At 39.3% G+C, this 20,483-nt stretch carries 16 protein-coding genes; 15 read left to right on the forward strand and 1 reads right to left on the reverse strand.

Going from position 1 to position 20,483, the window contains the following annotated elements; translation table 11 throughout:
* The first annotated feature begins 435 nt into the window (after positions 1 to 435).
* The 10 genes from T501_RS04465 (at position 436) to T501_RS04510 (ending at position 10,563) form a co-directional block, all read left to right on the forward strand.
* Positions 436 to 912 (forward strand): DUF2975 domain-containing protein, encoded by a 477-nt coding sequence (locus T501_RS04465; RefSeq protein ID WP_044913563.1) that lies wholly within the window; start codon positions 436 to 438, stop codon positions 910 to 912.
* 20 nt (positions 913 to 932) lie between these two features.
* Positions 933 to 1,166, forward strand: a complete 234-nt coding sequence (locus T501_RS04470) for a helix-turn-helix domain-containing protein (protein WP_026509642.1) — start codon at positions 933 to 935, stop codon at positions 1,164 to 1,166.
* Positions 1,150 to 2,793 (forward strand): DUF4153 domain-containing protein, encoded by a 1,644-nt coding sequence (locus T501_RS04475; RefSeq protein ID WP_044913566.1) that lies wholly within the window; start codon positions 1,150 to 1,152, stop codon positions 2,791 to 2,793. Before T501_RS04470 ends, T501_RS04475 begins: the two co-directional genes overlap by 17 nt.
* 248 nt (positions 2,794 to 3,041) lie before the next feature.
* Positions 3,042 to 3,605, forward strand: a complete 564-nt coding sequence (gene rbr, locus T501_RS04480; protein WP_044913568.1) for a rubrerythrin — start codon at positions 3,042 to 3,044, stop codon at positions 3,603 to 3,605.
* 99 nt (positions 3,606 to 3,704) lie between these two features.
* On the forward strand, positions 3,705 to 4,079 hold the full coding sequence (locus T501_RS04485) for a desulfoferrodoxin family protein (RefSeq protein WP_026509645.1): 375 nt from the start codon (positions 3,705 to 3,707) through the stop codon (positions 4,077 to 4,079).
* A 200-nt stretch (positions 4,080 to 4,279) separates the two neighbouring features.
* Positions 4,280 to 6,274, forward strand: a complete 1,995-nt coding sequence (locus tag T501_RS04490) for a 2-isopropylmalate synthase (protein ID WP_044913569.1) — start codon at positions 4,280 to 4,282, stop codon at positions 6,272 to 6,274.
* A gap of 99 nt (positions 6,275 to 6,373) precedes the next feature.
* Positions 6,374 to 6,814 (forward strand): SCP2 sterol-binding domain-containing protein, encoded by a 441-nt coding sequence (locus T501_RS04495; protein ID WP_026509647.1) that lies wholly within the window; start codon positions 6,374 to 6,376, stop codon positions 6,812 to 6,814.
* Positions 6,815 to 6,996: 182 nt separating this feature from the next.
* Positions 6,997 to 8,400 carry an NAD(P)/FAD-dependent oxidoreductase gene (locus T501_RS04500; protein WP_044913570.1) on the forward strand — a complete coding sequence of 468 codons (1,404 nt, stop codon included), beginning with the start codon at positions 6,997 to 6,999 and terminating at the stop codon, positions 8,398 to 8,400.
* A 26-nt stretch (positions 8,401 to 8,426) separates the two neighbouring features.
* Entirely contained in the window at positions 8,427 to 9,515 is a 1,089-nt protein-coding gene (locus T501_RS04505; RefSeq protein ID WP_049945670.1) for a peptidylprolyl isomerase, read from the forward strand.
* A 13-nt stretch (positions 9,516 to 9,528) separates the two neighbouring features.
* The gene (locus T501_RS04510; RefSeq protein ID WP_044913572.1) at positions 9,529 to 10,563 is read left to right on the forward strand and encodes a right-handed parallel beta-helix repeat-containing protein; all 1,035 of its coding nucleotides are present in this window, start codon (positions 9,529 to 9,531) and stop codon (positions 10,561 to 10,563) included.
* Between the two features lie 99 nt (positions 10,564 to 10,662).
* Here T501_RS04510 and T501_RS04515 read toward each other — a convergent pair whose 3' ends face one another.
* Positions 10,663 to 12,711: a methyl-accepting chemotaxis protein gene (locus tag T501_RS04515; protein ID WP_044913573.1), complete on the reverse strand. Its 2,049-nt coding sequence runs from the start codon at positions 12,709 to 12,711 to the stop codon at positions 10,663 to 10,665.
* A 493-nt stretch (positions 12,712 to 13,204) separates the two neighbouring features.
* Between T501_RS04515 and htpG the strand changes: the two genes are divergently transcribed.
* From htpG to T501_RS04540, 5 genes are all read left to right on the forward strand, one after another.
* On the forward strand, positions 13,205 to 15,343 hold the full coding sequence (gene htpG / locus T501_RS04520; protein WP_044913574.1) for a molecular chaperone HtpG: 2,139 nt from the start codon (positions 13,205 to 13,207) through the stop codon (positions 15,341 to 15,343).
* A gap of 307 nt (positions 15,344 to 15,650) precedes the next feature.
* Complete coding sequence (locus T501_RS04525; protein ID WP_026509653.1) at positions 15,651 to 16,349, forward strand: ABC transporter ATP-binding protein; 699 nt, start codon at positions 15,651 to 15,653, stop codon at positions 16,347 to 16,349.
* A gap of 36 nt (positions 16,350 to 16,385) precedes the next feature.
* Positions 16,386 to 17,987 (forward strand): efflux RND transporter periplasmic adaptor subunit, encoded by a 1,602-nt coding sequence (locus T501_RS04530; protein ID WP_044913575.1) that lies wholly within the window; start codon positions 16,386 to 16,388, stop codon positions 17,985 to 17,987.
* Between the two features lie 11 nt (positions 17,988 to 17,998).
* Positions 17,999 to 19,210: an ABC transporter permease gene (locus T501_RS04535; RefSeq protein WP_044913576.1), complete on the forward strand. Its 1,212-nt coding sequence runs from the start codon at positions 17,999 to 18,001 to the stop codon at positions 19,208 to 19,210.
* Between the two features lie 4 nt (positions 19,211 to 19,214).
* Positions 19,215 to 20,432 carry an ABC transporter permease gene (locus T501_RS04540; RefSeq protein ID WP_050008136.1) on the forward strand — a complete coding sequence of 406 codons (1,218 nt, stop codon included), beginning with the start codon at positions 19,215 to 19,217 and terminating at the stop codon, positions 20,430 to 20,432.
* Positions 20,433 to 20,483: the final 51 nt, after the last annotated feature.

Consider the following 20,483-nt stretch of genomic DNA (forward strand, 5'->3'; position numbering starts at 1 on the left):
TATTTTTTCGTCTATAAAAGGTATATGTAATAAAACTCCGTCAGAAAATTAAGATGCAGGCTAACAAAAAGTCTACAGTTAAATAATTGAATGGTTAGTTTCTTTACAGTACTGAAATATTAAACTGAATTAGGAAAGGATTACGATTCTCACTTGGATCGTAGTCCTTTTTTTATGATATAGGAAATTCCTCCGAAATTCCTATATCATAAAAAGCGCTCCGCTATGGATGCGCACTCGCGCGATAGGAATATGTTGCCTTCAGCAACCGCGCTCGGCGCGAGAATGTCGCAAGCGACATTCTTTCTTGTCATATAGCACTATAGCGATTTATCGAAAAACGATAAAAAGTTATTGACACTCAATAGTGGCCATGATATAACAAAATTAGTTCGTAGCTATGGCATTCAACGACACAAAGGGAGAGACATCAAAATGGCTAACAGATTAAATGTTTGGTTTAAGAGGTTTCTGGATTTAAGTATTATTATAGGAATCTTTATAGAGGTGACAGTGCCCATAGGACTTAGGAAGGCAGTGGAGCAGACTATAAAGCTGAATGGGGAGACTTCTGAGTATGCAGCAATAAATGATCATTTTTTATTTGCGGTGATTTCGATAATGCTTGTAGGGGCATTGGCACTTTTGATTTTATATGAACTTCGGAAAATGATGAAAACCGTTATTTCGGATGACTGTTTTGTTCAGGAAAATGTTACAAGTCTGAATCGTATGGCTTACTATGCTTTTGCCATTGCGGCAATCAAGATTTTTAGGTGTTTTGTTTACTTCACATTTGCGGCAATCATTATAGCGGGCGTTTTTCTCTTTGCCGGAGTTTTGAGTAAAGTACTGGCAAAGGTATTTGACAGGGCTGTGAGTTATAAAGAGGAAAATGATCTCACAATCTGAAATCGGGCCGGGGGGAAGAAATGGCAATTGTAGTTAATTTGGATGTAATGATGGCAAAGAGGAAAATCGGACTTACCGAGCTTGCAGGAAAAGTTGATATTACTCTGGCCAATTTATCAATATTAAAAAATAACAAAGCAAAGGCTGTAAGATTCCAGACATTGGAAGCAATATGCAGAGAGCTGGACTGTCAGCCAGGTGACATACTGGAATATGTACCTGATGAGGAGGAAAACCATGGAAAATCAAATTAATGAAGTTGTGGGGAATAACGAGAATAACAATAGCTGTTACAATAATTCCAATCTTGCGGTCAGCCCTGTTGCACAAGGGAACGGGCCTACATATTATTACGGCAACATGACAACTGTAAATAAAAATACATATGCACCTGATGCGGAATCCTTTGCTAAATACGGACTGATAGCCTTGATATATGCAGCAATGCGAGTGTTTTGTCTCTATAGCAATCAGTCAGGCATTACCTATCCGATTTATATGGCAGGAACGCTTGCACTTATAGCATGGGCCAGACGCAGGGATGGATTATCGATTTTTAAAAGTAAAAATGGTAAAAGTGCTCTTAATTTATTTTATATTATTTCGTTAATGCTGCTTTCAGTTTCTAAGTGCATGACTACAAACACCGAACTTTTATGGCTTGACGGATTGGCAATAAATCTGCTTATGTTCAGCTTTGTGATCTATATGTATGTTGATACAAAGGGATGGGATATAGTCGGATGGTTCATCGCAATAATGATAACTGCATGTAAGCCTCTGATAAACATTATCGATCCTGTTAACGACTTTGTGGGCTGGGTAAAAAGTCGCGGAAACAAACTTAGCAGTGAAAATAAGGCTACTATTCTTGCAATACTTGCAGGTCTTTGTGTTGAAATTCCTCTGCTGGCAATAGTAATTCCGCTTCTTTCTTCTGCTGATGCAGTATTCTCAAATAAAATCGGAAGCATTTTTGATTTTATCATAGAGTTTGATTACATCCTGGATTTAGTGGGCATTACATTATCTGCAATATGGTCAATATGGCTTTTTTATACAGTGATCAAAAGCCTTCAGAAAAAAGGAATAGAATTTGATGCAGATAAGAGAGCAGGCTTTAATCCTGTGATGGGAATTACATTTACAGGTATTTTGAGCATTGTTTATTTGTTCTTTAGTGTGATTCAGATTGTGGGTCTTTTTATGGGAAAAATGGCTTTGCCCAAAGGCTATACCTATGCACAATATGCGCATGAAGGCTTCTACCAGCTTTTGGCTGTGAGTATAATGAATCTTGCTCTTGTGACATTGTGCAAGAGACTTTTCAAGGAAAATATAGTGCTTAAAATTCTTCTCATGGTAGTGGGAGTGTGCACTTACATTATGATTGCATCAAGTGCATATAGGATGATCTTGTATATCAGCGTTTATCATCTTACATTCATGAGACTGTTTGTACTTTGGTTTCTGGTTGTTATTTCTTTATGGCTTGCGTATCTGTTAGTCAGTCTGGTATATGAGAAGTTTCCGGTTTTTTCATGGTGTATGGTTACTGTTACCGTAATGTACATCGCGTTTGTATTTGCAAGTCCGGACTATCAGATTGCAAAGTATGATCTTCAGTTTGTCGATAGTGAAAGAATATCATCAGAGAGATATAATATGGACAGTATTCAGACTTATCTTACATATGATCTGTCAATGGATGCCGTGCCTGCTTTTGCTGATAACAGAGAACTTCTTATGAATTATAGGGCAAACAATTATGAATATTCACAGGTCAAGGATAGGAAGCTTTCATTTAATGCAATAAGGGAGTTTAATTTCTCTGAGTACAGGGCTCGCAAGATTATTGAAAAAGCTATGAAATCAAATTGAAAGAAACTATAAATAACAATTACTGAATACGAAAAAACGACACAAATTTTAATAAAAATCTAATAAATATAATGCCTTTGATGTGTTAGAATTATTGCAGATGGCAATTGCGTAAAATAATTGTACAAAACACATTGGAGGCATTATTTTTGCATAGAACAGATTGCCTGACGAGGCTTTTTAAGCTTGGTTGAGCATTAAGGATGTTCTAAAGACTATCGGAAAAATTACCGGAAGGAGATATGAAAATGGCTGAAAACAAATGGAGATGTAGGTCGGAGGACCTGAAAGGAACACAGACAGAGAAGAATCTGCAGGCAGCATTTGCCGGTGAATCTGAGGCAAGAAACAAGTATACTTTCTTTGCATCTAAGGCAAAGAAGGATGGCTTTGTTCAGATTTCCAATATCTTTGCAGAGACTGCTGCAAATGAAAAGGAACATGCTGAAATATGGTACAAGATTCTGACAGGAATCGGCAGCACAATTGAGAATCTTAAGGAAGCTGCTGAGGGTGAATCCTATGAGTGGAAAGAAATGTATCCCTCATTTGCCAAGACCGCAAGAGAAGAAGGCTTTGATGAGATTGCTGAATTGTTTGAGGGCGTAGCTGCTATTGAGAAAGAACATGAGGAGCGTTACAGAAAGCTTCTTAAGAATATTGAGGATAAGCTTGTTTTCTCAAGAGATGGTGATGCTATCTGGCAGTGTGGAAACTGTGGGCACATTGTAGTTGGACCTACAGCGCCGGAGGTTTGCCCTGTATGTAATCATCCTCAGGCTTATTTCCAGATTAAGGCTGAAAACTATTAAAAGGAGCTTTATAACCGGACAAGGCATAATTGAGTCCGGTAGAATGTTGAATTCCTGAAAAAATCAGGAATCTATTATAGATAATAAAAGGAGGTTTCTATGAACGTTTTTAAATGTGAAAAATGCGGTAGTATGGTAATCAAGATCAATGATGCAGCTTGTACACCTGTATGCTGTGGTGATCCTATGACTTCTCTGGCACCCGGAACTTCAGATGGTGCTCATGAGAAACATGTACCTGTTGTTGAAATAGATGGCAACAAAGTAACAGTTAAGGTCGGTGAAGTAGAGCATCCTATGATGGACAATCATTATATCCAGTATATCTGGCTTGTTACGGATAAAGGATTTATGCAAAAGAATCTGTCACCTTCTGATAAGCCTGTGGCAGAATTCATCCTTGCTGATGGAGAAAAAGCAGTTGCTGCTTATGAGTATTGCAATCTTCATGGCCTCTGGAAGAAAGATATTTAAAACATGTGATTAATATAAATCAAGAAAACTGATTAAATTCATCACTACTAAAATTAAATACAAGTGTTAAAATAAAAATCATCAATATTCATTGATGATTTTTATTTTGCGCAAAGCACTTGGCAAGATTTTCCATATTTTGCAAACCAATTAAATAGATTTGACAGAAAATACTTAAATACACAGCAAGGAGGAGCATTATGAAGAATTTCGAGAAATATCAGAGACAATATTTCATGCCACCCAAGGTCTCTTATGACTGGGTGAAGAAAGATTATGTGGATCACCCGCCAATTTGGTGTAGCGTTGACCTTCGAGATGGTAACCAGGCCTTGATCGAGCCTATGAGTCTTGATGAGAAACTTGAATTTTTCACAATGCTTGTTGAACTGGGCTTTAAAGAAATTGAAATCGGTTTTCCGGCAGCGTCTGAGACAGAGTTTGAATTTGCCAGAACACTTATCGAGAAAAATATGATTCCTGAGGATGTGACTTTGCAGGTACTTACTCAGGCGAGAGAGCATATTATAAAAAGAACATTTGAAGCTGTAAAGGGCGCGCCCAGAGCAATCATCCACCTCTATAATTCCACATCTGTTGCTCAGCGCGAGCAGGTTTTCAAAAAGAACAAAGAGGATGTTAAGCAGATAGCAGTCGAAGGAGCAAAGCTTCTTGATAAGCTTGCAAAAGAGACAAAGGGCAACTTTTCTTTTGAGTATTCTCCGGAGAGCTTTCCGGGAACTGAGGTTGATTATGCGGTTGAAGTCTGCAATGCAGTTCTTGATGTATGGAAGCCGAAAAAGGATAACAAGGTAATAATAAATATACCTACAACTGTTGAGATTGCCATGCCTCATGTATTTGCAACTCAGGTTGAATATATTCACAAGAATCTTAAGTATCGTGATGCCGTTACACTGTCACTTCATCCTCATAACGATAGAGGATCAGGCATAAGCGACGCTGAGCTTGGATGCCTTGCAGGCGCTGACAGAATTGAGGGCACACTTTTTGGTAACGGTGAGAGAACCGGAAATGTTGATATCGTTACGCTTGCTCTTAACATGTATTCACATGGTGTTGATCCGGGACTTGACTTTAGCAATATCAATAAGATTGGTGAAGCCTATGAGCGTCTTACCAGAATGAGAATATTTGAGCGTCAGCCCTACGCCGGACAGCTCGTATTTACTGCATTTTCAGGCTCACATCAGGATGCTATCAGTAAGGGATTCTCCTGGCATGAAGCCGGGAAGGATAAGGGAATATGGAGTGTTCCTTATCTGCCAATCGATCCTAAGGACCTTGGAAGAGAGTATGATGGTGACGTTATCAGAATTAATTCCCAGTCCGGAAAAGGCGGCGTAAGCTACATCCTTAAGAATAATTATGGCATGATGGTTCCCAAAGAAATGCAGGCGGATATCAGCTACACTATCAAGGATATTTCTGACAAGGAGCATGCTGAACTTGCACCCGGACGTATTTATCAGATATTTGAAGATAAGTATGTACATAATGATTCCGTATTCAGAGTTGCGGATTGTCACTTTAAGCAGGTTAGCGGAATTCTTGCTGAAGTAACTCTTTCTCATGCAGGAAAAGAGCATATAGTAGAGGCTAACGGAAACGGCCGACTTGATGCGGTAAGCAATGCATTTAAGCAGTATTTCAATATCAGCTATGAGCTTTCAGTTTATGAGGAGCATGCACTTAGTCGCGGATCATCTTCAAAGGCTGTTACCTATGTCGGAATTACAAGCAATGGTAAAAAGTATTGGGGTGTAGGAATTGATGAAGATATCATTCGTTCATCAATCAATGCGCTTACAATTGCCGTTAATCAGTTGGATGTGGTAAGGGCCAGTACCGATGCAAAGGATGAGAGAATAAGCGCAATCCTCAATTATATTCAGGAGAATTATCTGACCGTTACATTGGATGATCTCTCCAAGGAGTTTTATTTATCAAAGCCGTATCTTTCAAAGTATATCAAGGAAAAATCCGGAATGACCTTTGGAGAAAACGTAAAGAAGATAAGGCTTAAAAAAGCGAGCATACTTCTTAAAAACGGTAATATGAAGGTTGAGAGAGTTGCTGAAGCTGCAGGCTATCAGAATGTTGAACACTTCAACAGACTCTTTAAGAAAAAATACGGAATGACTCCGGTGCAGTACAGAAGTAATAGTAGATAGCGCAAAAAATCAGATGAGGTATTCTACGAATCTGTTTTTAGTGTTATAATATTTAAGGTTTTGTTTAGGGAATCAATTTTTTATGAAGTGGAGGAAAAAATGACTTACGAAGAAGTAGTAGCAAAGGTAAAAGAAGCACTTAAGGATGCTGATGTTAGCAACGTTAAGGAGCACGCTGCTTACCAGTTCAATATAACAGGCGAGGGCGAAGGCGCATTCTATGTTGAAATCGCAGATGGAAAGATAAATGTTGAGCCTTACGAGTATTTCGACAGAGACATTCTTGTTTACACATCAGCTGCAGATCTGCTGGACATTCTTGAAGGTAAGACAGATTTCGTATCAGCTAATCTTGCAGGCAAGATCAACGCAGAGGGTGACCTTGCAAAGGCAGAGCTTTTAAAGGTAGCAGGCAAGAAGGCAGAGGCTAAGGTTGAGACCAAGGAAGAGCCTGCAAAGAAGCCCGCAGCACCTAAAAAGGCAGCAACAAAGAAGACAGTAGCTAAGAAGACTACTGCAAAGAAAGCTACAAAGAAATAATAGCTGACATATTTTAAATTTGATCAAACGGACTAGATGGCTGCTACAGTTTCTGTAGCAGCCATATTAAATTTGAGCATAGCACTTAGCGAGGTACTTCGCCGGTTTAGTGAGAGCCATAGAGGTCCACTTGGCAATTGGTTTATGAGCCTGGTGGAGTTTAATATAGAAAGAGAGAACTTATGGAAAAAAACGTTGATGTATTAATAATTGGGGCAGGACCCGGAGGAATTTTCTGTGCATATGAACTTATAGAGAAACGTCCGGACTTAAAGATTATGATCATTGAGAAGGGCAGATCTATTGAAAAGAGACAGTGTCCAAAAAGAACCACAGGAAAATGTATGGGATGTAAGCCATGCTCTATTACTACCGGTTTTGCAGGAGCAGGCGCATTTTCCGATGGTAAGCTTTCACTATCACCTGATGTTGGTGGAACACTTCCCGACATTCTTGGTTATGATGAGGCAACTGCTCTTATAAAAGAATCTGATAATATATATCTGAAATTCGGTGCAGACCAAAATGTTTATGGTGTTGACAAGGCAGAGGAAATAAGAGAGATCAGAAAAAAGGCGATAAATGCCAATCTCAAACTTGTAGAATGCCCAATCAGACATCTTGGAACCGAGGAAGGCTATAAAATATATAAAAAGCTTCAGGAACACCTTGAAGAAAAAGGTGTTGAGCTTGTTTTTAATACCATGGTTGATGAGATTCTTGTTGAGAATGGAATCTGCATCGGAGTAAAAACTCATGATGGTGATACTGTTACAGCAAAGGAAATAGTATCTGCTGTCGGAAGAGAGGGTGCAGACTGGTTCCATTCCCAGTGCGATAAGATTGGGATTGAGACTAAACCCGGAACAGTAGATGTCGGTGTCAGAGTCGAGGTGAGAGATGAGGTTATGCAGTTCCTTAATGAGAACCTCTATGAAGCAAAGCTTATCTATCACACACCTACCTTTGATGACAAAGTCAGGACCTTCTGTACAAATCCGTCCGGAGAAGTTGCCACAGAGTATTATGAGGGCGGCCTTGCTGTAGTAAACGGACATGCCTATAAGGGTAAGGAATTTAAGACTGATAATACCAACTTCGCACTTCTGGTTTCAAAGAACTTTACCAAGCCTTTTAAGTCACCTATCGAATATGGCAGAAAAATAGCAGAGCTTGGAAATATGCTCTGCGATGGAAAAGTACTGGTTCAGACCTATGGCGATTTTAGAAGAGGCAGAAGAACCACAGACGAGAGACTTGCGAGAAACAACCTCATTCCTACATTAAAGGATGCAGTTCCGGGAGACCTTTCGCTGGTATTCCCTCATAGAATAATGGTGGACCTTGATGAGATGATTCAGGCGCTTGATAAGGTTACACCTGGAATAGCCTCAGAGGAGACACTCCTTTATGGTGTAGAGGTGAAATTCTATTCAAACAAGGTTATTGTAAATAAGGACTTTGAGACCAGTGTAGGACATCTTCGCGCAATAGGAGACGGAGCCGGAATAACCAGGGGACTTCAACAGGCCAGCGCTAATGGACTTAAGGTAGCCAGAAGCATTCTTGATAAATTAGGAAAATAATGTAAAGGTGACATTGCAGCTAACACATGAGAGATAAAAAGTCAGTTAACAGAATAATTAGAAAAATACTGAGGAGCACATTGGTTATCACCCTGGCTACCTGCATGATGGGACCTCTAAGCGGCTGTGCAGGTTTAAGTAATACGAAGATTGTATTTACTACCGGCTTTACCGATAACGAACTTTTCAGGATTGAAGACTTATCCTGTATGAAATCTGAATACATGGTGTACCTGATCAATTCGCAGAATACTTATGAGACTGGTTTTGGCAGTGAAGTATGGAATGTGAACATCGGTGAGAATGACATGGAGAATTATGTCAAAGATAAGTGCCTCTCTACAATTGCGCAGGTTAAGGCTATGAATCTTCTTGCTGCTGAATCAGAAATAACTCTTACGGAGTCTGAAGCTTCAAATGCTGCATCAGCTGCCGCGGAGTATTATGCTTCTCTTAATGATGATGAGATCAGGGCTATGGGAGGAATTACCGAGGAAACACTAACTGCTATGTATACAGAGTATGCAACTGCAGATAAATTGTATGATTATATCATAAAGGATATTAATCCGGAGATAAGCGATGATGAAGCCAGGACCATAACAGTTGAGCAGATAGTTTTGAACACATGGAAACTGGATTCAAAAGGCGAAAAAACTGTGTTTAATGATGATGAAAGAAAATCCGTTAAAAACAAAGCTGCTCAGATTTTAAGGCAGGTAAGGGATGGCACAGAGTTCAGCACGTTGATGGAACAGTACAATGAAGCTGAAGAAGGTACGGTTTCCATCGGAAAAGGTGATGTTGAAAAAGAGATAGAAAATGCAGCGTTTAATCTTGATAACGGTGAAGTCAGCAGCATAATAGAAACAGAAGATTCCTATGTTATTCTCAAATGTATCAGTACTTTTAACAGGGAAGAAACAGAGGCGAACAAAGTAAGAATAGTAGAAGAGAAAAAGCGGGAGGTTTTTGGACAAAAGTATGATGCCTTTGCATCTACGCTTTCCCGAGTTCTTAATGAAGATCTTTATAAGAAGATTCATGTGACAGATGAAGAAAATGTAAATACCAGAACTTTTTTTGAGGTGTACAAGAATCATTTTAGTGAATGATGGAGGATTACTTATGAGGTTAAAAAGAACATCACTTTTATTTATTGCAGCTGCTGTGGCAGCTCCGTTATTTAGTATTGCAGTGCCGGTGAATGCAGATGTTAAGGCTGCAGGAGAATTTAAACCGGAAGACTATGGTGCTGTGGCAAATGATGGTAAGGGAGATACCGAAGCTATCAATAGAACTATTGATGCTGCTGGTGAAGCCGGAGGAGGAACAATAGTATTTGGTGCAGGAACCTATGACATCGATGTTATAGATTTTCATGGAACAGCAGTTGCTGTTAATGTCACCAAACCTAATATTAGCTTTGAGTTAACCAATTCAACTGTCTTTAAGGTTGTACCTACAAGCGCGGGAGAGTTTTGTGCGATAGATGTAAAGGGTGATAATTTCAGGATTTCCGGTGGAAGTATAGTCGGGGACAGAAGTAATCACAAGGGGTCAGACGGAGCAGATGGTCATGGCATTGGAGTAAGGGATTGTAAAAATGTACAGATTTCCAATCTTACCGTTTCTGATAACTGGGGTGATGGCATATACCTTGGTTCAGTGCAAAGTGATGGCTCATATCCGGGCTGCAGCTATGTTACCGTAACTAACTGTGTTGTTAAAAATAATAGAAGAAATAACATCGCAATAGTAGATGCAGATCACGTGGTAATTGACGGATGTAATATATCAGGCGCAAATGGGGCCTCACCACAGTGCGGAATCCTTATTGAACCAAACACCAATCAGGGGAATGTTCCTAAGAAAGCTGTATGCTCCGCAATCGAGATAAAGAATACTACTGTGAAGTCTAAGAAAGCCCATCAGAAAAACGGACAGTTCTTTGCACTCAATATTTTGAATCCTTATTACCAGAGTAATAATAAGGTTGTTGCCAAGAATGTTAAGATAACAAAATGTACCTTTAAGGGCGATGTTGGTAACTATTCAGGGAAAAGTGTCACATTTAATAAGTGCAAAATAAAAGGCACTTTCTATGATCACAAGAATACGAAGCTTAAGAAATGCACAATCAAGAATAATTACAAGTTTTAATTAGCTTTTAGCCCAATACAAAAGAGCGTTCACTGCCAATAAGTAATGGCAGGAACGCTCTTTTGTGGCTAATGATTTATAAGAAAGGAGTGAGATTTTTTACTTTATAATGAATTTACTCAGCTCATCGTTAATTGATAATGCAGAATCGGATACGGAATTAGCAGCATCTTCAACACCCTTGGATTCAGATGCAATTTCCTGTGCGCTCTGAGCGAGGGAAGTAACTGTTGCCGTAACTTCTTCTGAACTTGCTGACTGCTCTTCAGATATAGCAGCAACGCTGGAAGCAATATCGTTGACATTGCCCATCATTTTGATCATATCGTTCATTGTGTCTGCTGTTGTATTAAGATCCTGGTATATCTTATTAAAGCTGTCACCAGCCTTTGCAACTGCTTCGCTGTTTTCGTTTATCGCATCCATATTATTCTGAGATTTCTCAGCAAGATTTTGGATCAGCTGAGTAATGTCAGAAATAATACTGCTTATTTCCTTGGTTGAATCCTGGCTGTTTTGGGCCAGTTTTCCTATTTCATCAGCAACAACCGCAAATCCTTTTCCGGCTTCTCCGGCTCTGGCAGCTTCTATGCTGGCATTAAGAGAAAGAAGATTTGTCTGCTCGGAAATGGATTCTATCATCTCTACAATTTCAGTTATCTTTTCTGCGGATTCACCGACAGTGGTAACAACTTCATTCATTTCATTCATGGAAGAGGTGATGTTGTCCATATTCGACTGGACTGTGTTCATATCACGCTGACCGATATTTGCCTGATTAACCAGTTCAAGCATTATGTCATTGGCCTTTGTTCCGCTGTCAGTAAGATCTGCAACTGCACCTGCAAGCTGCGTTGCGTTATTTGCCAGTTCACTGACAGCATTGGCAATGTCATCCATTGTGGTCTGAATCTGACCCATGGAGATTGATTGCTCATTTGCGCCTTCAGACATTTTCTCTGAGGCATCCCTTGAGGAAGAGGAGTCTGACTTTAGTTGTTCAGCCTTATTTTGGATAGAATTAATAGTATTATTCATTATATGAACATAATTATCCATTTCTCTGCTGATAAGACCGATTTCATCACCTTTGTCGGCAGGCATTTTTGTAGTGAAATCGCCGGCAGAAATCTTTGTGATACTGTTTGAAAGTCCGGTTACGGGTTTTGTTATTACTCTGTTTATGGTAAAGAGTATTACCAGAACTATAATGGCGATAAGTATTATCATGGCAAGTATGGCATAAGTCGTAAATCTGTTTGCAGATGCCTGAACTGCAGAAACACTTATCGATGAAATAAGAGTCCATGGAGTGCCCTCAATAGGATAAGCACATACATAATAGTTAGTAGCTGAATTACTGTCATATATTGTAACAGGTTCATGAGAACCACTTTTTACATAGGATTGTAATTCATTGAGATAAGGATTGTTTTGATCTGCAATCTTTGCGCCATTTAATGAAGGATCAAAGAAAGATATCAGATAATCATTATCTATGACTATTGAAGAACCAGCTTTCATAGGAGAAAATTCAGACACGGTTTTTTGAAGGTCACTGAGGAAAACATCTACTGCGCAAACACCAACTTCACCACTGGAAAAATCATTTTGTCGAACGAAGGATACGCAGAGGGCGTTTTCTAAAGCATCAACATAAGGATCTGTTGCGACAAAGGATTCATTTCCAAGACCTGCCTTGTACCAGTCACGTTCTGTTGGCTTCCATGAAGCATCACGCTCAGAATGGTTTGCGAAAATATAGCTATCATCGGAAAAACCGATGTAGAGTCCGGAATTTTTAATAGAATCATATCTGGCAGTAGGTTCAATGTATTTAAGCATGGAATCATGATCCTCGAAGGGAACCTGCTCCAAAGTATCACAATATTGACCAAATTTAGAAGTAAGCATATTAAAGGGTGTACCAAGTTCGTTGGCATTGGCTTTAGTCTCAGCCGCCAAATCCATAAGTGTTATTTCAGTTATGGTATTTCTGGCACTAAATGTTAAGAATAATATAATAGCAACAATGCCTACAACGATAATCGGCATAAGGCATAAAAGAAGTGTGGTACTGATACTTCTTTTTACTTTTGCTCCTTTAACTTGTATTCCTGCATTCGTATTATTGGTTTCCTTAGCCATTTTAAACCTCCTACACTGACGATTTACAGAGCAAATGCTATAGTACAACTGAATTCGAAAAGTTCTTGAACCATGAATCCGGTATGTTTGCTATAAAGACTCTGATGTTTTTTCTTAATACATAATTTTAAACGAAATATCAGATAATTAAATGGAGTTTATAGAAAACTAAGCATATTCATAATTATTTAATCATTATTTGCTATATGATTTTACGCTATGAATTTAGTGCATCAGCGAATTGTGATGTTGCCTTTTGTTAGCACTCAAAATTGATGAGTGCTAATTTTTTATTGACTTTTAGTTCGGCGAGTCTTAAACTCATATTTGTGGGTATCCTGTGGTAGTGGTTATAGGAGATGCTGTTTGCAGTATATTTCTTAAGAGCCTTCTGAATACGGGATGTTGAACCTGTTGAGGTTAACCACATACAAATGAGAAAAACGCGGTATAAATTATCCAAGATTTCCGCGATTATTTGGAGGCAGTAAATATGGAAAAAAGAGGTAATCTTTCAATTAATTCTGAGAACATGTTCCCTATAATCAAGAAATGGTTATATTCGGATCATGATATCTTTTACAGAGAAGTGGTATCTAATGCCTGTGATGCTATCACTAAGATCCGTAAAATGGATATGATGGGAGAGTATACACTTCCTGATGGCTTCAAACCTCGCGTAGATATCGTTCTTAATGATAAGGAAAAGACTATCAAAATTATTGATAATGGTATTGGTATGACAGCTGACGAGGTTGAGGAATATATCAACCAGGTAGCTTTTTCAGGTGCAACAGATTTCCTTAACAAGTATAAAGATAAAGCTAATGCTGACCAGATTATCGGTCACTTTGGTCTTGGCTTCTATTCCACATTCATGGTATCTGACTATGTAGATATCGATACACTTTCATATAAGTCAGATGCCGCATCAGTACATTGGACCTGCGATGGCGGTTCTGATTTTGAGATGTCAGACGGTGACAAGAAGGAAATCGGTACAACCATCACACTTCATCTTTCAGATGATTGCCTTGAATTCTGCAACGAATACAAGGCTCGTGAAGTAATTGAGAAATACTGCTCATTCATGCCTTATGAGATTTATCTTTCAAGAGAAAATGAGGAAGGCACAGAGACCATCAAGGAATCAGAGAAGAGAGATGACGATGTTGTAATCGAAGTTATTGAGCCTGAGAAAAAAGAAGAAGCTAAATCTGATTCTGAGAAGGATGGCGAGGCTTCAGAGGAAAAGAAGGAAGAGGAGAGAAAGCTTAAGATTCGGAGAAGACCTCAGCTTCTTAATGACACACATCCGCTCTGGGCTAAGACACCTAAGGATTGCACAGATGAGGAATACAAGGAATTCTACAGAAAGGTATTCCGTGACTACAAGGAGCCTCTGTTCTGGATTCACCTCAACATGGATTATCCTTTCAACCTTAAGGGAATTCTTTACTTCCCTAAGATTAATATGGAATTTGAATCCGCAGAGGGTGTTATCAAGCTCTACAATAACCAGGTATTTATTGCTGATAACATCAAGGAAGTTATACCTGAATATCTGATGCTGCTTAAGGGAGTAATTGACTGTCCTGATCTGCCTCTTAATGTTTCAAGAAGTGCACTTCAGAATGATGGATTTGTTAAAAAGATTTCTGACTATATTTCCAAGAAAGTGGCAGAGAAGCTTGCAGGTCTTTGCAAGACAGATAAAGAGAACTACGACAAATACTGGGAAGACATTTCTCCTTTCATCAAGTATGGCTGCTTAAAGGATGACAAGTTCTGTGAGAAGATGAATGATTACATCCTCTTTAAGAATCTGGATGGTAAATACCTCACACTTCCCGATGCTCTTCAAATCAATAAGGAGGCAGAGGAAGCTGCAGCAGCTGAGGAAGCAAAGGATGAAAATGGTAACAAGGTTGAGGCAGAAGTAGTTGATGAGAACGGAAACACAGTATCAGGAGAGGAATCAGATAATGCTGATTCAAAGGATGCTGAGAAGGAAAAAGAGCCCCGTATAATTTACTATGTAACTGACGAGCAGCAGCAGAGCCAGTACATCAATATGTTTAAGGCTCAGAAGATGGATGCGTTCATTCTTAACCACAACATCGATGTGCCTTTCATTCAGCAGCTTGAGTCCAAGAACCAGGATATCAGATTCCAGAGAATTGATGCTGATCTCACAGATACCTTCAAGAGTAAGACATCTAAGAAGGCTGAGAAAGAATTTGAAGAAATCGAAAAGAATATCGGAGAGCAGATGAAAAAGGCTCTTAAAAATGAGCAGCTTGTTGTTAAGATTGAGAGACTTAAAGATAAAAAGATTTCTTCAATGCTCACAGTATCTGAGGAAACACGTCGTATGCAGGATATGATGAAGATGTATGCTGCAAACGGAATGATGATGGGCGATCTTGGAATGGGTGGACAGACACTTATTCTTAATGCAAATCATCCTCTTGTTAAATATGTCATGGAAAACAAAGAGGGCGATAATGTTAATACAATATGTGAGCAGCTTTATGACCTTGCCCGCATCCAGAATGCTCCTTTGGACGCTGAGTCAATGACAAAATTTGTTCAGAGAAGCAATGACATTATGATGCTTCTTGCGAAATAAGTAATAAATGTAAAGTTAGTTAGATACGTATAACATTTTTATTAGTGTAAAGCAGGCCGAAATCAGCGTAGATTTCGACCTGTTTGTCTATATTATATAAAAATTATTTTTAATTTGAAGGTTATTTTTTTCAAAAATCGTTATATACTAAGTAAGATGATGTCTTGGATGCAAAAGTAAATTGTATACAGGTATCTTTTATATTTACAAACAGACTACGCTATTATTTTAACCGTGCTGTCAGATAAATGCACAAACCTGATTCGGTTATTTATGTAGTGGCGTACTGAATCTAAGAGGAGATGTAATGCCGGCACTAGTTGAAATAAGGGATATATGTAAGGTTTATAATCCCGGCGAGAATGAAGTCAGGGCTCTCGATCATGTGAGCCTTAACATTGACAAAGGGGAATTCGTAGCCATTATCGGGCAGTCAGGTTCTGGTAAATCCACACTTATGAATATGCTTGGATGCTTGGATACACCTACCAGTGGGAAGTATTATCTGCATGGTATAGATGTTTCCCATATGAGTGATGATGAGCAGTCAGATGTACGAAACAGAGAGATAGGCTTTATTTTTCAGGGCTTTAATCTGATACAGTCTCTTACGGCGCTTGAAAATGTTGAGCTTCCGCTGATGTACAGAGGTGTAAACAAGAGAAAAAGGCGTGAGCTGTCTATTGCGGCTCTTGAACATGTAGGACTTGGTAAGAGAATGACTCACAAGCCATCTGAGCTTTCAGGAGGTCAGCAGCAGAGAGTGGCGATAGCAAGAGCTATAGCCCAGGCACCGCCTATTTTGCTTGCAGATGAGCCTACAGGTAATCTGGACAGCGGATCCAGTAAGGAAATCATTTCCATAATAAAGAGGCTTTATGCTGAGGGCCGAACCGTAATTCTGATTACACACGACCCCGGAATTGCAAAACAGGCAAAGCGTATCATAACAATAAGTGATGGCAAAATTGCCAAAGACGAAATAAATGAGAATTTCACTTTGTAACTAAATTAGTACCAATAATGATAGTGAGGAGTAAGTATGTATCTGTTATCTTGGAAAAAAAGAGAAAAAAGTGGAGATGCCGGGGAGAACGTAATTGAAAAGTCAGATGTAGCGGTTGCGGAAAAAACAAATGAGGTTGCTGCAGAAAAAGCAAATGAAGTTGCTGATACCACTACTGATTTTTCATCTGATTTAACCTATAAACCTAAAAAGAAGAAAGGCTATATTAAATTCATCGTGCTGGCGCTAGTAGTTGCCTTAATTGCTTTTATAGTTTATTCGAATATAAAAACAAGTAATGCACCAACACCTGTTACTACTCAGAATGTAACAAAAGGTGATATAGAGGTTATCGTATCAATTAGTGGTAACGTTGCATCAGATGAGAGCAAGACATATTTTGCAAAGCTTAGTGCTCCCATCGGAATAAACGGCCTTTCAGAAGGTGACAGGGTAAACAAGGGCGATGTTATTTATTCCTACGATGAAGCTGAACTTGAGAAATCAAAGAAAAAAGCAGAGCTCAGTCTTCAGCAGGCAAACGGAAGCTACAACGGAAGCCTTGAGAAAAATAAAAAAGCAACTGATGTCCTTGAGGGAAACAGCATCCATGATATCAATAACCGACTTGATGAAATCACACATCAGATAGATGATATCAATAACAAGATTACTGAGAAAACCGCAAGAATGAATCAGACACTGACAGATCTTCAGAAGGTAAGTCAGGACGTTGATCAGAACAGGGTATCAGACGGCTATGATGCTGCACTTAAAAATGATGCTCCAAATGAGAGAAGAACTGAAGATGGCGAAAGCCAGATGGCACTAGAGATTGCAGATGCAATTTCAGATGTTCAGTATGCGCTTCAGAATGATCCCGAGATTCGTGAATGGAACAAACAGATAACGGCATTGAATGAGGAGAAGGCTGATCTCAGCGAGCAGGCATCAGCAGAGATGTCAGCGCTTACATCAGGTGAGAAGAGTTCACTTGCTGCACAAAGAGAGCTTACAGAGCTTGAAAGTACATCTGCTATTGCTGATATAGAGGAAGCTGTTGGTGGAATCAAGGCTGATTTTTCCGGTGTTATCACAGAGCTTACAGCAACAGAAGGTGCTACAGTTGCTCCCGGAACAAAAGTTATGACTATCGAGAGTACTGATGATGTAAGAGTTGATATACAGATATCGAAGTCAGATCTCAGCAAGATTAAGACAGGTCAGAAGGTTGATATTACTGTTAATGGTAAAGCCTATGAAGGTGAAGTAAAACAGATATCAGGTACTGCCAGGAACAATGCCAGTGGCGTTCCTGTTGTAGATGCAAAGATAAAGATAAACAATCCTGACAGCGACATTATTCTTGGTGTCGAGGCGGGCAATAAGATTCATACGGATAAAGCCACAGGCGTTATAGTAGTTCCTTACGAATACATTGGAACTGATTCAGAAGGTGACTTTGTTTTTGAAATCGAGAACGGTGAGCTTGTAAGAAAAGGAGTTACTCTCGGTCTTTCAACCACAACTGAAGCTGAAATCACAGAGGGTCTTAATGAGGGCGACATTATTGTTACAACTGATCCCACAACTCTTACAGCCGGAACCCGTGTAGTAGAAAATAACAGCGCAGAATAACGGAAGGTTCTATGGATACATTTTTAGAATACATAGAAAGTGCAATTAAAAATATTCGCAGCAATAAGATGCGTACAGGTCTTACCATGCTGGGAATCATAATCGGTATAGCCTCTGTTATAGCTGTAATTACAATAGGAAACGGAATGTCAGCCTACGTAGCCAATGAAGTCAGTTCTATAGGCGGTAATGTTGCAGGTATATATCTGGACAGATCAATAGCAGAGAGAGGCTTTACAGATGAAGATATAAGTGCTGTTAAGGAAAACTTTCCCGGACTTCTGGGAGCATCCTTTTCTGATACACAGTTCGGAATTGCCAGTGGACGAAAGGGCGCTTTCGATGCACTTATAAATGGTGCCGGCGCATCTTATAAATACTCTGCCGGTACTAAACTTAAGACAGGTAGTTATTTCTCGGATGATCAGGTTAATCAGGGTGCCAGGGTATGTGTACTGATGGAGAATGATGCAGTACATCTTTTTGGCACGAAGGATGCTATCGGCAAAACTCTGGAGCTTACTGTTGGTGGGTCTTCAGTTGAACTTGAGGTTATAGGAATCAGAGAAAACTGGTCAGAAATGATAACTCAGATGATGGAGTTAGAGGGATATTTTTGCATGATAGATATGCCGCTTACCACCTATGCCAAGTCTTTTGGGGTGGATATTTCTGAGTTTAGCAATATGGAGATATATTGGAATTCAGACCAGTCTGAAAGCATAGTAAAAAGTACCACCAAGTTCCTTGAGAACAGATTGGGACTAAGAGGGCAGGATGCAGTATATTACGTAAGTATGGCAGATGTATCATCTTCAGTTGATTCCATAATGAGTGCCATCACTTCTTTCATGTCCCTTGTAGCCGCCATATCCCTGCTGGTAGGCGGAATCGGAGTCATGAATATCATGCTGGTATCTGTGACTGAGAGAACCAGAGAAATAGGTATAAGAAAATCTATAGGTGCCAGAACTAAGGCTATAATGGTGCAGTTTCTTGCAGAGTCTGCAATCATTTCACTGATGGGTGGAATTGTAGGGATAACACTTGGTATCGGAGTTGCCTATGTTGGATGCGTCTTTTTGAAATTAACTCCTGTAATAGATCCTTTTATTGTGGCAGGCGCAGCAGTTTTCTCAATTATGATCGGACTCTTTTTTGGAATTTATCCTGCAAGAAAAGCTGCAAAGTTAAAACCTATAGATGCTCTTTCAAGGAATTAGTTTAATGGAATATTTAAAAAGTGCTATATCAAGTATAAAACAGAATAAAGGACGTACCTTCCTTACAATGTTGGGTATAATCATTGGTATTGCATCGGTTATAACCATTCTTTCAATCGGTAACGGTATGAAAAGCTATGTAAATACCTCACTGGATGAAATGTCATCCGGGGGTGTTACCATAAATCTTGATCCTAAGAAAACCGACAGATATCTGAATATCGATGATCTTGAGAAGATAAGAGATGTAGTTCCTGAGATGCTTGGAATAACAAATTCCATAAGTGCGAACGGTGAAGCTGTTACTGACAAGCAACAGCTGGAAGTGGGTATCACAGGGGGATTGCCGGATATTGCAAGGGAAAATACAAAAGGTATGTTTGACGGAAGATTCTTCAGACAGGATGATGTTGAGTCGGGAGCTGCAGTATGCGTCATTTCCCAGGAAGATGCTATTTTGCTTTTTAATACAGATGAAGTAGTTGATAAGTCTTTTCAACTTAACATAGGTAATAAAAGTTCTGAATGTTCGATAGTGGGAGTAACAAGGAGTGATGAAGAAGACATCAAAAATGCCAGAGAGGCAGTCAGGAAGAAAGAACAGGCATACAATTGGTGTACAATCCAGGTCCCTTACACATTATTGACTGGCAGATTTGGACTTAGCGGTGAAAAGATAACAAGCTTTAAAATATATACATCACCTGGAATTGCTGATGAAACAGCACTGAAGGTAAAGAGCGTTACCGAGAATTTAATTGATGTCAGAGGTGAGGGCGCAGTACAGATCCAGTCCTTCGCAAGTATAGCAGGAGCCTACAACAATATTCTTAATATTGTCACACTGGTAGTTGCCCTTATTGCAGCAATTTCCCTCCTCGTTGGCGGTATTGGTGTTATGAATATAATGACTGTTACCGTTACTGAGAGAACAAGGGAGATTGGAATACGCAAATCTCTTGGAGCAAAGACATCCTATATTCTGATTCAGTTTTTGACTGAGTCGGCAGTCATAACACTTATCGGTGGTATGATCGGAATACTTATGGGATATCTCTTTACCAGAATAGTTCAGCTGTTTATGTCATTTCCGCCGGTCATCAGTCCTATGGATGTGCTTATGGTTGTTACCATATCTATTGCTGATGGACTGTTCTTTGGCATTTATCCTGCAAGAAAAGCAGCTAAGATGGATCCTATCGAAGCTCTCAGGCAGGAATAAAAAATGTAAAATATTTATGAAGCCACTCGTGTTCGAGCGGCTTTGTTTTAT

This window comes from Butyrivibrio sp. WCE2006, from assembly GCF_000701985.1.
Classification (GTDB): Bacteria; Bacillota; Clostridia; order Lachnospirales; family Lachnospiraceae; genus Butyrivibrio.